The sequence below is a fragment of the Fictibacillus aquaticus genome, assembly GCF_002245695.1.
Classification (GTDB): Bacteria; Bacillota; Bacilli; order Bacillales; family Fictibacillaceae; genus Fictibacillus; species Fictibacillus aquaticus.
Map to the genome: position 1 here is coordinate 14230 of NZ_NOII01000010.1, position 13215 is coordinate 27444.

Below are 13215 nucleotides of genomic sequence, written 5' to 3' on the forward strand. Positions count from 1 at the left end.
ATTATACTGCAGATTTCACATTCAAATCATACACCTTTTTGTGAGAAAAAACTTCCATTACGTGTTCATGGCATGTAAAATACAAAACTTGGCGTTCCCTTGCAATGTTCTTTATCAAGCCAGCTGCCTGCCTGGTCCTCTTTTTATCAAAATTCACGGTAATATCATCCATTACCATGAGCATTTTCAAATCACCTGAATGTATGGCAAGTGCTGCCCTGATGCAAAGATAGAGCAGTTCCGCTGTCCCTTTGCTTAGTTCTGCTGGCGAAAATCTTGTATTCTTCTGATCTTGTACATATAGCAATCCATCCTGATTCAGGTTCACGCTCGTATAACGATTTTGGGATGCCTCTGCAAAGAGCTTTGACGTTTCTTCCAGCACAGCCGGCAATTTCTCTGTCCTGTACTTCTCCCGTGTTTTCATTATGGCAGCATGCGTGATTTTATAGACAGCATACTCTTTTGCAAGGTTTCCAAGCTCGCTCTTCAGCTGCTGAAATTTATGGACAGCAGCTGAATATGTGCCATCCTCAAGCAGCATTTTCATTTCATAATCAAGCTGTGAACATTCATCGCTCAGCATATTCTTCTCTTTTTTCCACAGTGAAAGCATCTCTTTCATCTGCTCAAGCTCGCTAACTAGTTTTGCCGGTTCAAGAAGCACTGCTTCAGCCATGTCTTTTATTTGATATTCATCATAGCCAAGCGATGCGAGGTGCAGACTTGCCTCTTTAAACGTCTGTTTATGAGCAAAGTATGATTCATATGCCCGTGCGGCAGTGTAAAATTCGTTTTCATCAATGCATCTTGCTGCTGTCAGAAGTCTTTTTGTTTCTTCTTCTATCTTTTTTAGCCTGTTCGTAATTTCTGCTGAACGTTCTGCAAAAGACTGATTTTGCCTCTCCATCTCTCTCAGCCGTTCATCAGACTTTTCCTTTTTATTCAGCAGATCATTCATTTCTTTCAGAAGAAACCCTGGATCATTTCCCTTTAAGCCTGCCTCCTCTGCTGCCCGAAACACCCTTCTCTCAAAAGAAGCCGTATTTTCAGCCAGTTTGTGAAGCTTTACGTTAATCCGGTCTGCTTCTTCGTATAAATTTTTCACTTTTCCTAAAACATCAAGAATACCCGCGGTGAACAGCATATGAGGCGCACCGTTCCAACCGAAGTCCTGCATCCAAGTATCAGCCTCTTGATAGAGGCGATGTTCTTTTAGTTCAATTTGATCAAGTGCATGTGCAATCTCGTGATAATTTTTTTCTTCCTCTTCCAGTTCACGCAGAGCAAGTTCCCATTGCGAACGTCTCCTCTCTTCGTCTTCAAGCACCTGCAGCCAGTCTTCCGTGTTTAGGGAGTCGCTTTCAGAATTCTTATAGCGCCTCAGCTTTTCTTCTTCTTTTTGCAAAGAGAGTACATACCGCTTCTTTTTAAAATAGTCAGCTGCTAAAAAAGCTCCTGTGAAAAGCAGCAGCAGTGCGGGATAGAATAGGATATCAGAAGTGAAAACAGCGGCTGCAGTCATAAGAACTCCTAGTAAGAGGCAGGCGGCTATCCACTTTATGCCTTGTTTATAGCTGCTTTTGTTCTTTTCAGTCTTAAGCAGCCTAGTCACATACTCGTATTCTGCGGTGAGCTCTGCTTCCTTAGAAGAGTTCATTCTATTTTGAAAAAACGCCTGTCTCTTTTCAACAAGCTTTTCTCTGTCTTCATCCGGCATAAGCTTTAAACGAAGCTCTTCCTCTTTCATCTCTGCTTCTTCAAGATTCTTACGAGACCTTTCCAGCTGATCATCAAGTATTTCTTTTCTTTGCTGAAGCTGCTGAAGATTGTTAAACATCTGCATCCAGCTATTTTTTGCGGCAAGTGTAAGAATAAGTGACTGCACTTTCTCTTTAGTCCATTCTCCCCCAGCTTCTTTACTGATTTCCCATACAGATCGGCCGTTTTCAGCAAGCGCCGCATGCAGCGTTTCAGCTTCTTCTTTCATCAGCTTGTACCGGTGATACTGTTCACCCATCAATCTGATTTCATCTTCATTGCCTGTAATGTATTTATTCTTTGATGGATCTGTCTCTTGCCGTATCGCATCCATTTTTTCCTTAAGATAACCAAGCTCCCCTTCCATAGATACAGCCTGCGCTCTCCATGCTTCATACCTTCTCAATCCATCCTCAGGAAAAAAATGATCACCTGTCTCGGCTATATATCGGCCGCTTTCGCTCCACTTTTGCAGAACGGGCTCGAGTTCCATCCACTTGTTTAAACGTCCGATCTCTTTTTCTGCTTCTGTAATCCTCTGCAGCAGCTCTCCTTTTGCGGCTGATTTCTGTTCCTTTTCTCTCAGCAGCATAGCGTAGCTTTCATTCTTTTTTTTCCATTTTGCCAGGTTTTCCTCTGCATCCTTCAGCTCAGCAATCTTGCTGTTTATTAAAGGTTTCCTTCCTCCTGGTTTAAACAGTGTGCTCCATTTTCTTTCGAGCCGTCCTTCTAACGCAGAAAGATTTTCCCCTCCTGTCATCCCAGCTCCTAATAGAAAATCCCCAAGTTCTTTTTCACTCATAAGATCGAGCTGCTGAAGACCATCGAGTCCGAAGCTGAAAATCCCTTGAAAGAAAGATTTATCTAATCCGTTCAGCCAGGTTTTTAAAAAATCTTCTCCATGCGTTTCACCGTTTTCCAGGTATACCGTTACATCTCCCGCAGCCTTCGAACTGTCTACCCGTTCAACAGTTACATCTCCCCAAGCAGCATCGTAAAAGACAATCTTTCCGCCCCGCCTGCCTCCATCTTTCGGTTCATAGCGACTTCCGCTCTGCGTTCTGCCTGAAAATCCAAATAAAACGGCTGTTATGAACTGCATAATGGTTGTTTTCCCTGCCTCATTCTCACCGTAAAAAACGTTCAGTCCCGCTGATAAATCCTTTGCTTCCCACTGCTTCATCCCGCCAAATTGGTAGATATACAGATGTTTAATGGATACCATCCCTGTCTTCCTCCTCTCCTGTTTTTAGCTCTTGAACCGTTCCTGCAAAAGCTCATTTTCTGCCTGTTTAATCAGTTCCTTCATCTCTTCTTCCGGAAGTCTATCAAGATATTTTGCAGCCTGCCGATGGTGATACAGATCACCTAATGTTTCCTCAATCCAGCTGCTGTCTTCTAGTGTCTGCTGCACATCGCTCCAAAATCCTGTGTTTGACTGATTACCGTCTGCATCCGCCGGAAAACAATCATTGATGATCTCATGAACATAAACAAAATCTTCTCCGTTTTCTTCTTCATTCAATACATCATGCAGTTCCAGCAAAAAAGCCGAGAGACTTAAGAATATAGAGCTTTTTCCTGTTAAAATGACTCTTAGGAGGACTCCCCTGCTTTCTTCACGCATTTCTTCTTTAAAAATTAAACATTTGTTTAAAAGATCAGACTCACGATCCACCGTTGACATATCCAGGATTATTTCTTTCCAGATAATATCGCAAGTTGGGATAAAGCGGCTTTCCGCCCCGTTCTCATTGAGTGTGACGACATATGCACCTTTTTCTCCTGTCTCGTTTTTATGCCTGCCTTGAATGTTGCCTGAATAACAGACTGGCGGCTGTAAAGACAGCTCGCTCCGTTTATGTATATGGCCTAAAGCCCAGTAGTCATAATTTTTGCTGATCAGTTCCTGCAGCAGAAAAGGTGCGTAAGGATCATGTCCCGTGTACCCCGCTGCCTGGCCATGAAGCATGCCGATATGATGCACGTCCCCTGCTTTGACAGGGTATTGGCTCGTCCGGTTCTCTTCTACAGCCTTCGTTTCATAGCTGAATCCATGAATCAGGGCTGCTGTTACTCCATTCTTAATGAAGGGTACCTGCTGAACGTTGTTCCCAGCAAAAAAGATAACATTTTCAGGCCAGTCTAGATCTGTCCACTGTCCCCCGAGATGATCATGGTTTCCGTGGGAAACAAAGACGGTAATGCCATATTTATTAAGCTTTTCCATTTCTTTATTAAAACGGAATTGTGCTTTAAGGCTTCTCATATCTCCATCAAACACATCCCCGACAATCAGCATAAAATCCACTTTTTCCTCAATTGCTGCATCAGTCAGCCTGCTGAATGAGGCGAATGTGCTTTCTTGCAATCTATCAAATATGGATTTAGGCAATCCTTTCAATCCCTTAAATGGACTGTCCAGATGAAGATCGGCACAGTGAATAAATGTAATCATCATCACACATCCTTTTACCTCTTATTCTCTCATTATTTTACCACTTTAAACGAATTTTAGAGGAGAAAAACAAACGGATGTTCTATGTATACGACAAAAAAACCCTCCATTTAATCTGGAGGGTCTCAATCTCTATCCTTCTATTTTCTTCTCTTCCTTAGACATCAGCAAAGCCTGTTTGATGAGTTTAAGCGATGGGCTTCCTCCGTAAAGAAGTACTCCTCCGCGATAAACTCTTGCTCCGATAGTTGCAAAAATGGATATTGACGCGAGAAGGATACCAAAGCTCAGAAGTATCTCCCAGAAAGGAAGATCCGTCATTCCGACTCTCAGCAGCATGATCATTGGGGTGAACAATGGAAAATATGAAGCTATTGTAACAACTGCTGATTCTGGATTCTCGCGGCCGTAAATCGCAATCATGAACGCTCCAACTATCACCATAATAAGCGGGGTTAAGAGGCTGTTCACTTCCTCCACTCGATTAATAAGCGAACCGAGCATTGCAAATAATGTCGCAAACATGAAAAAGCCTAAAAGGAAATATAACGCTGCGTAAATATATAAAGATAACGGTATAGATCCTAGATTCAATATATCCAGCATGCTGTCTTTCCCGCTTATACTTTCGTTCAACTGTAGAGCCGTGTATACTGAGCCAGCAAAAACGGTTAGCTGTGTAAAGGCTACGAGAACGATGCCGAATATTTTGCCGAACATCTGTTTAACAGGTGACACGCTTGATATCAAGATTTCCATGACACGTGATGACTTTTCCGTTGCCACTTCTGTTGCAATCATCGTACCGTACATCATCACAGACATATAGATGAATAAAAGAAGCACATAAACGAGCACATACACCTGGTTTGCTTCTTCTTCACTTTTTGCACTTTCAAGCAGCGATACTTTTTCAAAACCGACAGGGGCATACATCTTTTCCACCTCTGCAGTCGACAAACCGAGCGATTCCACTGAAACCATGTTTTTTACTTGCTGGAGCGCATTTTGGATATCATCAATGCTGCTTTGCTTTGTAACATCTTCTGCTTTAAAGATACCTTCTGGCAGCCCCTCGCTGCTTTGTTTTATGATAAGGTAACCTTCATGCTTTCCTTTCGAAACGTTTACCTCTGCTGTCTTCTCATCACTGACAGACACAAGTGTAATGTCTTCTTTTAGAGGTTTTACCTGCTCTTGCAAGAGTGGATAAAATACTCCTGACTCGTCAATAACTCCTATCTTGTCAGGCACATCGTTGCCGAACAGTTTAGCGATGTGGTTAATGTTCGCAATAGTAAAAATCAGCACCATCGTTATTGCAGTGGAGATGATAAACGGCTTTGATTTAATTTTATTACGATACGTATGCAGCAGAACAATCCAAAACTTACTCATTAGCTGCACCCACTTTCTCTATGAAAATATCGTGGAGAGAAGGCTCTTCCAGCTCAAACTTCGTAACGAATCCCTTATTGTATATGTTTTGGAAAATATCATGTGCGACTTCCTCTTTTTCCACCTGAAAACGCATGCCATCTGTAAAGCGGTGATGCTTGAGGATGCCGTCTAGCTCGGTTAAATACATAAGGTCAAAATCTGCGTGAACGACAACATTCTTTTTGCCGAACGACCGCTTGATATCTTTCAAATGTCCGCTTACAGCCGCTTTGCCTTTATGCATGATGCAAATGTTCTGGCACAGCTCTTCCACATGCTCCATTCTGTGGCTCGAAAAAACGATGGTCATTCCTTCTTCATTTAGTTCTTTTACGGCTTCTTTTAAAAGATCAACATTTACAGGATCAAGGCCGCTGAATGGTTCATCTAAGATAAGCAGTTCTGGCTTATGCAGCACCGAAGCAATGAACTGGATTTTCTGCTGATTTCCCTTTGATAGTGATTCGACCTTTTTATTTAAATATTGCTCAGCCTGAAAACGCTTCAGCCAAGCTTCTGCAGCTTCAAGTATATGAGACTTTTTCATTCCGCGAAGCTGTCCCAGATAAGTCAGCTGTTCTTTCACCGTCAGCTTCGGGTACAAACCTCTTTCTTCCGGCAGGTATCCTATCGTGTCACTCGTTTTGTACGAAAGCTCCTGCCCATTCCACTTAATCGTTCCTTGACTTGGCGTAAGCAAACCAAGAATCATGCGGAACGTAGTGGTTTTACCCGCACCGTTTGCTCCAAGCAAACCAAATATTCCACCTCGCTCCACTTCTAGGTTAAGTGAGTGGACTGCGGTAAACTGTCCAAAGTTCTTTTTTACATTATGTATGTGCAGCACGTTATCTCCCCCCTAAATAAAGTGTACTACAGTGATAGTACTTTATGGTTATATTTTACAAAAATAGGAGCTGTTTTTTAAAAATGGTTCATTAGAAGGAATTATAAAAATCTTATCGAATAACGAAGAAAGAGAGAAAGGAGCGATTGACATCATGTTATCCTACACACTTACGGTATATGAAAAAAATGGTGAAAAAATAGCGGACGAAACATTGAAGGCAGCTGACGATAAAGCGGCAAAAAGGCTTGGTGAAGAGCGGTTAAAAGAGCTTGAGGCAGAAGAAAAAACACATCGCCTGACATCGCCTAAAGGACAGCTACTTCTGTTCCACCGCTAATAAACCTGCGGGGTGAAGATGATGAGCAACTGTTATATCCGCAAAGCTGTTATGGAAGACAGCGGTGACCTTGCCTATCTTATGGGAGAGCTTGGCTATCCTACTATGCAGGAAGAGATGGAAGAAAGGCTTTCTCTTCTTCTGAACGACAGCAGCTACGCTTGCTTCGTTTCTTGCTATGAAGAGCGCATAACCGGAATGATCGGTCTGACTAAAGGTATGTATTTTGAAAAGAATGGGACATATGCCCGGATTACAGCACTCGTTGTCAGCGAAGAATTCCGCGGCAACGGCTTTGGCAAATCACTCGTTCTGCATGGCGAAGAGTGGGCGAAAGAACAGGGCTGTACAGCTATTTTGCTGAACAGCGGCAAACACCGGACCGACACTCACGACTTTTACCGCAATTTGGATTATGACGATACTGGGCTGCGGTTTATAAAAGTGATGATTTAAATGAAATACTTGATATGGAAAGATTTGTTGCTATTTAGAAATCAAAGAAGCCGTTGATTTCCGTTTCAGGTGCACGCTTTCCGCAGGGTGGGCGGTGAGCCCTCTTGCCGCAATGCGCCCTAAGAGGTCTCACCTGTCCCACTTATCCTGCTGGAGTCGGCACCTTACACTCCAATCAACTTTATCCACGAGGGACAAGATGTCATGAATTGCTTCGTTTAATCTTCTAAAGAAGGCAAAAATTTTCGAGTAATAAAAGCAGGGATATTGACCGAAAATCTGTTAACCTTTGCGATGACTCTGAACAAGAACATACACTAAGAAAACAGCCAATGAGAAGAACCAGGTGAGCAGCATTCCTGGGTCTTTTTTTGTATGCCAAAAAGAACTCTCTGCATTTTTGCAGAGAGTTCTTTGTTCCGTCCATTTTATTGACCCCTAATGATGCTTTTACTTTAGGTTAACCCAAACGCTCTTAACTTCTGTATAGTTATTTAATGCGTAAGAGCCCATTTCACGGCCCATTCCGGACTGCTTATATCCGCCGAATGGAGATGCTGCATCAAACGCGTTGTAGCAGTTCACCCAAACTGTACCAGCGCGAAGTTTATTAGATACATAGTGAGCTGTCTTCAGGTTCTCTGTCCATAGACCTGCAGCGAGTCCATACTCGGAATTGTTCGCACGAGCGATTACTTCATCCAAGTCTTCGAAAGGCATAGCAGCTACGACAGGTCCAAAGATTTCTTCTTTAGCGATCGTCATCTTGTCGTCTACATCAGCAAAGATTGTCGGCTCTACGAAATAACCCTTCTCGAAAGGAACGCTTCCTCCTGTAAGAAGCTCAGCACCCTCATCGCGGCCTTTCTGAATGTAGCTGAGTACGCGGTTATGCTGCTCTTCAGAAACGAGCGGCCCCATGTTTGTCTCAGGATCCAGACCAGGTCCCTGCTTGATTTTCTTTGCATGTGATACGAGATCAGCCACAACATTATCAAACGACTTTTTCTGAATGAAAAGACGCGATCCGGCACAGCATACCTGTCCTTGGTTGAACATGATACCGCTGAGCGCTCCTGGAATTGCACGGCTCATATCTGCATCAGGAAGGATGATGTTAGGTGACTTTCCGCCAAGCTCAAGTGTTACACGCTTAAGCGTGTGAGAAGCATTTCTCATGATAAGCTTTCCAACATCAGTAGATCCAGTGAACGCGATCTTGTCGACATCCTGATGGTCAACAAGTGCTGCTCCTGTTTCGCCTGCTCCAGTTACAACGTTCAGGACACCTTCCGGGAATCCTGCTTCATGTGCAAGCTGTGCAAGATACAGCGCAGAAAGAGGCGTCTGTTCTGCCGGCTTCAAGACAACTGTACATCCAGTTGCAAGAGCTGCTCCAAGCTTCCATGCTGCCATTAGAAGCGGGAAGTTCCAAGGGATGATCTGCCCTACAACCCCTACTGCTTCGTGGCGAGTATAGTTAAAGAAGCTTCCTGCTACAGGAATTGTCTGTCCGACAATTTTTGTGGACCATCCTGCATAGTAGCGGAAATGCTCGATTGCAAGCGGAACATCCGCGTTCATCGTTTCACCGATCGGCTTTCCGTTGTCGAGTGTGTCGAGCTGTGCAAGCTCTTCTTTATTTTGCTCCATTAAGTCAGCTAATTTGTAAATAAGGTGGCTTCGTTTGGAGGCTGGCATCTTTGACCAGTATCCAGTGTCGAATGCAGCACGTGCCGCTTTTACTGCACGGTCGATATCTTCTTTTCCGCCTTCGGATACTAGTGCAAGCACTTCGCCTGTTGAAGGATTAAGTGTTTCAAATGTTTTGCCTGATGCCGCGTTTACCCACTCACCATTAATGAAGAGCTTTTTTGTTCCGTTTAGAAACTCGGCCACTTTCGGCTTTAGTTGAAGACTTACTGCTGTGTTTTCCATTTGAATCCTCCCTTAAATAAATAGTGTTTCTTTCGGTAATAGGATTCGACAGCATTTATGAAAACCCTTTCATTTTGATGTTTTTTAACATAATTGTAATCTTTGCGGCATTTTTTTACATAAAAAGCTGTTTGCGAAAAATTTCCAGCTGATAAGAAGCTGTTGTTTCCGTTTCAGGATTAAGAAAACAGCGTTATAAAAAGCGAACCATCAAATATTCATCTATGTACCTGTCTCCAGATTTCAATGCGTTCTTTTCTGTACCGTAAATTTCAAATCCCGCATTTTTATAAAGTCTGACCGCCGGCTCATTTTCTATTGCCACCGCCAGCTGCAGCTGCTCGATTTCTCCGCTCTCTTTCGCCTGATCTAGGGTATAAACCAGCAGTTTTTTTGCGATCCCTTTTCCGTGATACTGATCACCTACATAAACAGCGACTAGCGTTGCTTTATGCTTAATCTTTTCCCTTGTTTCCCCCATGACGCCCATCATGCCGACAAGTTTACCTTCTATAAAAGCGCCTGTCAGAAATTGAACGTTATTATGATTCCGGAACCGTTCTCTATGTTCATCTTCCGTCAATTTTAACTGATCCTCTTTTGTTGTAAGATACGCATCCGGATACTTTTCCAGCGCTTCTAGCCGTAAAGCTTGTACCTCTGGAACATCGTTTTCCGTCAGTTTTCGAAATGATTGGCTCATAAAAAAATGGCTCCCTCCCTGAAATAGTACTCCCTATTTTATCCAATAAATACAAAAGAAAAAAGCCCTCTGATTTGTTGCTTTGTTGCTTTGTTGCTATTAAAGAAATCAGAGAAGAGGTTGATCTGCGTTTCAGGCGCACGCTTTCCGCGGGGCAGGCGGTGAGCCACTCGCCGCTACGCGCCATTGAGTATCTCACCTGACCGCTTGTCCCGCAGGAGTCGGCACCTTACACTCCGATCAACCTAATCAATGATGGATTCCAGATGATCAAGCGAACATAATGAAGAAATCAGCTATAATAATTACGGAAGAATATACACATTTCTCGTCGGTAGGAGCTGGATTTTTCAGAGTAAATTCCTTTGACCTTTCCTACAACCAATTGTTCAAAAGCAACAATGCAAACATCTTTTAGAAAAAAGGCGTGCATTCGAAACTTTTTATGATACAAAAGTAAGAGTCAACCGCCTCGACATTACGAGTTGGTTTGACCCTTTTTTGTAGTTTGTTTCTATTTAGTTGTAAGCGAATTTCGTTGTGATTGGAGCGGAAGGGTGCGAGACTCCAGCGGGACGAGCGGGAAGGTGAGACCCTTTAGGTCGCGTAGCGGCAAAGGGGCTCACCGCACGCCCCGCGGAAAGCTCAGCACCCTGGAGCGGAAATCACAAGGACCACACTTGTTAGTAAACTTTTTTTAGTGCCATTAATCGAATCTCATTATCATTTATTTATGAATGATCTGTGACCGCATCTGTTTGCGGAACACTTCTTTAATCATATATGAGACCCCAAGCTGGTCATTGGTTCGGGTGATCCATTTTGCACATTTCTTCACTTCTTCAGGCGCGTTCGCCATTGCTACGCCAAGCCCGGCATATTCAATCATGTCTTTATCATTATATGAATCCCCTATGGCAACTGTTTCGTGAGGCAAGATGCCGAGTCTTTCGCAAAGCACTTTTAGAGCTGCGCCTTTTGTGACTTTTTGCGCCGTGATCTCAAAATGGCATTTGGATGAAGAAGTATATTCATAGTTTGGAAAATGTGTTTTCACATAGTTCTCCGCCGATTTCTTTTCATTTTCATCGAAAAACTGAACATCAATCTTAGGCGGTGAAATATCCTGTGTAAGTACATGTTCTGCCAGGTTCTCTGTAAATGTCACAGGGTAGAAAAGCGGATCTCCGGTACTCAAAGTCAGCTTGGCGACAAGCTGGCTCTTCTGTCTCATCTGGTTTCCAACAGCAAAGCGCTCATGCACCATTCTGATATGGCATTCATAGTTTTCCAGAATATCAGCAATTTTGTATGCCTCTTCTGTTTTAATGCGTCTTTCGTAGATTGGATCATCCACTGATTGTGCAATAAAACCACCGTTATGGCTGATCAGGTAGCTGTCGAGCTTCAAAGCTTTTGCGATCTTTTGTGTAGAAGGAAAACTTCTTCCTGAGGCAAGGGTGACGTAAACGCCTTTCCCTTTCACATAATCGATGGCTTCCCGGGTTTCTCTGTCAATGCGAAAGTTGCTTCGCAATAGGGTCCCATCGATGTCAATCGCAAGCAGTTTATATACCATGGTACTCCCCCTTTTCTGCTGACACTAGAATGATAGCTACTCTAACTGTATGCAGGCTGGGCAGATGGTAGTACCTGAGAGGTTTTAAAGACAGAAAGAGCGGGGGTCCGGTACCTGCGTACCGGACCCCCGCTCTTTCTTAAACTTTTTTTAGTTGGACACCATAGGTCCGTAGAGCTCTTCAAGCGGCTTTGTGATAATCTTGTTCATTTCTGTTACGATCATGCTCATGCGCTGTTCAGCCGCCATAAGCTTTGAGATTGTTTCATTCTGCTGAACGTCCTGAAACACACCTTGTGCTTTCTGAACTTCTTCCTCAGTGATTTCCTGACCTGTCATTTGCTTTTGCTGAAGGCTCATTTGAAGATCACGGAATTCCTCAAATAGGTTTTTCGTCTCTTCATTCGCGTTCACTTCGTCATATGCTTTTTTCAAGTCCTGAAAATCGCTGCTGTTTCGAAGTGCTTTTTCTAAATCGTACGCAATATCATAAACGTTAGACATCGTTTTTCCTCCTTAAAATAAACATTCGGTTACCACTATAACAAAGATTTATAAAAATAGCACAACCAAACCTTGAACCACACCTATAAGACCGCCTAGAAGCGCCCCAAGCCATGTGATCATCTTCAGCTCAGACTTGGCAATTGAAATAATAATTTCCTCCAGCCGCTGCAGTGAGAAGGTTTCTACCTGCTCTTCTACAATCTTGGCGAGGTTCATTTTTCCAAGAAGCAGCTCCAGCCGGTCACTTACCATCTCCATCCCGAGTGCCACTGCTTTAGGGACCATTCTCTCTGTTAATATCTGTTCAACCGGAGAAGTCCATTCTTTAAGCGGCCTCGATAAAAAGCTCCCGATCGGCAGCTGGCTGACGATGATGGCAGCTGCTTCATCCTTCATCGTTCCTGAAGGGTCAAATGAGGCTTCCAGCTCAGACCATTTCTTCTGCTTAATGTTTTGCCACTCTTTTTTAAGCAATTCGTTGACCGTCTGTTCTGTCTGTGGCTGCCTGATAAACTTGAGCAGCTCCGGTCTGATTTTTTCAGCGATGCTGATGTTTCCGAAAAACATCGACACCATGTTGACGAGTGTCCCCTTATCCATAAGAAAAGCGTCGACGCCTTTAGCAAGCGCAGCCCTTCCTTGTGTGCTTTCTAAATAATCCTCCGCTTTTTGAAGAATAAGGCGGCTGAGCTCTGGCAGCTTTTCTTCAGCCTTCGCGTTCCATTCGGCAGGAAGCAAATCATGAAGCTTTTCGCCTCGCCACCCGGACAAAATGTCTTCAAGCTTGTTCTTAATCCAGTCTTCCGCTTTTTCTTTCAGCATTTGTTCAGCGTTCTGTATGTCAAACTGCTGTTCCAGCCATTGTGAAACCGACTTGTCGCTTTTTAGAAAACGCCTTACCTCTTCACTTGTCCAATCTGTCAGCTCTTGAGCGAAAATGGGATCGCTTATCTTCCCTTTCACACCTTCTGCAGTCAGGAGGTGTGTTGTAACAGTCTCACCAAGCTGAACAGCAAGCTGGTGGCGTCTTTTCGGAATAAGTCCAGGTGTAAAGGGCACTCGAAACTTTCCTATATATAACGTGTTGAACGGGCGAAACAGCATTTTGATGGCGATTAAATTCGTCACTCCGCCGATGACAGCACCAATACCGATCATAAATGCCATCATAATGAATATATCCATA

Annotated in this window: 11 protein-coding genes; 2 read left to right on the forward strand and 9 right to left on the reverse strand. The window is 43.5% G+C overall.

The features are described 5' to 3' along the window. Nucleotide 1: 1 nt before the first annotated feature. From CGZ90_RS14925 to CGZ90_RS14940, 4 genes are all read right to left on the reverse strand, one after another. A complete protein-coding gene (locus tag CGZ90_RS14925; protein ID WP_094253331.1) occupies nt 2-2986 on the reverse strand; it encodes an ATP-binding protein in 2985 nt (994 codons plus the stop codon). A 24-nt stretch (nt 2987-3010) separates the two neighbouring features. Then, nucleotides 3011-4222: a metallophosphoesterase family protein gene (locus CGZ90_RS14930; protein ID WP_133063603.1), complete on the reverse strand. Its 1212-nt coding sequence runs from the start codon at nt 4220-4222 to the stop codon at nt 3011-3013. 129 nt (nt 4223-4351) lie between these two features. After that, nucleotides 4352-5617 carry an ABC transporter permease gene (locus CGZ90_RS14935; RefSeq protein ID WP_094253333.1) on the reverse strand — a complete coding sequence of 422 codons (1266 nt, stop codon included), beginning with the start codon at nt 5615-5617 and terminating at the stop codon, nt 4352-4354. Next, a complete protein-coding gene (locus CGZ90_RS14940; protein WP_094253334.1) occupies nt 5610-6506 on the reverse strand; it encodes an ABC transporter ATP-binding protein in 897 nt (298 codons plus the stop codon). The genes CGZ90_RS14935 and CGZ90_RS14940 overlap by 8 nt, the downstream gene beginning before the upstream one ends. 154 nt (nt 6507-6660) lie before the next feature. Here CGZ90_RS14940 and CGZ90_RS14945 point away from each other — a divergent pair, with 154 nt between their 5' ends. Continuing rightward, nucleotides 6661-6846, forward strand: a complete 186-nt coding sequence (locus CGZ90_RS14945) for a YhzD family protein (RefSeq protein ID WP_094253335.1) — start codon at nt 6661-6663, stop codon at nt 6844-6846. 18 nt (nt 6847-6864) lie between these two features. Further along, nucleotides 6865-7302: a GNAT family N-acetyltransferase gene (locus tag CGZ90_RS14950; protein WP_094253336.1), complete on the forward strand. Its 438-nt coding sequence runs from the start codon at nt 6865-6867 to the stop codon at nt 7300-7302. A 450-nt stretch (nt 7303-7752) separates the two neighbouring features. Here the strand turns inward: CGZ90_RS14950 and CGZ90_RS14955 are convergent, their stop codons facing one another. From CGZ90_RS14955 to CGZ90_RS14975, 5 genes are all read right to left on the reverse strand, one after another. After that, nucleotides 7753-9240 carry an aldehyde dehydrogenase family protein gene (locus tag CGZ90_RS14955; RefSeq protein ID WP_094253337.1) on the reverse strand — a complete coding sequence of 496 codons (1488 nt, stop codon included), beginning with the start codon at nt 9238-9240 and terminating at the stop codon, nt 7753-7755. Between the two features lie 193 nt (nt 9241-9433). Further along, nucleotides 9434-9943 carry a GNAT family N-acetyltransferase gene (locus tag CGZ90_RS14960; RefSeq protein WP_094253338.1) on the reverse strand — a complete coding sequence of 170 codons (510 nt, stop codon included), beginning with the start codon at nt 9941-9943 and terminating at the stop codon, nt 9434-9436. Nucleotides 9944-10670: 727 nt separating this feature from the next. Further along, nucleotides 10671-11522, reverse strand: coding sequence for a Cof-type HAD-IIB family hydrolase (locus tag CGZ90_RS14965; RefSeq protein WP_094253339.1), 852 nt, complete (start codon nt 11520-11522; stop codon nt 10671-10673). A 150-nt stretch (nt 11523-11672) separates the two neighbouring features. Next, complete coding sequence (locus CGZ90_RS14970; RefSeq protein ID WP_094253340.1) at nt 11673-12026, reverse strand: YlbF/YmcA family competence regulator; 354 nt, start codon at nt 12024-12026, stop codon at nt 11673-11675. A gap of 48 nt (nt 12027-12074) precedes the next feature. Then, on the reverse strand, nt 12075-13214 hold the full coding sequence (locus CGZ90_RS14975) for a DUF445 domain-containing protein (protein ID WP_094253341.1): 1140 nt from the start codon (nt 13212-13214) through the stop codon (nt 12075-12077). Nucleotide 13215 lies beyond the last annotated feature (1 nt).

Bases quoted from the DNA above. Each gene is read 5' to 3' on its own strand.
- CGZ90_RS14955 (WP_094253337.1), bottom strand. From the start codon at position 9,240: ATGGAAAACACAGCAGTAAGTCTTCAACTAAAGCCGAAAGTGGCCGAG.
- CGZ90_RS14960 (WP_094253338.1), bottom strand. From the start codon at position 9,943: ATGAGCCAATCATTTCGAAAACTGACGGAAAACGATGTTCCAGAGGTA.
- CGZ90_RS14975 (WP_094253341.1), bottom strand. From the start codon at position 13,214: ATGGATATATTCATTATGATGGCATTTATGATCGGTATTGGTGCTGTC.
- CGZ90_RS14925 (WP_094253331.1), bottom strand. From the start codon at position 2,986: ATGGTATCCATTAAACATCTGTATATCTACCAATTTGGCGGGATGAAG.
- CGZ90_RS14970 (WP_094253340.1), bottom strand. From the start codon at position 12,026: ATGTCTAACGTTTATGATATTGCGTACGATTTAGAAAAAGCACTTCGA.
- CGZ90_RS14945 (WP_094253335.1), top strand. From the start codon at position 6,661: ATGTTATCCTACACACTTACGGTATATGAAAAAAATGGTGAAAAAATA.
- CGZ90_RS14935 (WP_094253333.1), bottom strand. From the start codon at position 5,617: ATGAGTAAGTTTTGGATTGTTCTGCTGCATACGTATCGTAATAAAATT.
- CGZ90_RS14930 (WP_133063603.1), bottom strand. From the start codon at position 4,222: ATGATGATTACATTTATTCACTGTGCCGATCTTCATCTGGACAGTCCA.
- CGZ90_RS14950 (WP_094253336.1), top strand. From the start codon at position 6,865: ATGATGAGCAACTGTTATATCCGCAAAGCTGTTATGGAAGACAGCGGT.
- CGZ90_RS14965 (WP_094253339.1), bottom strand. From the start codon at position 11,522: ATGGTATATAAACTGCTTGCGATTGACATCGATGGGACCCTATTGCGA.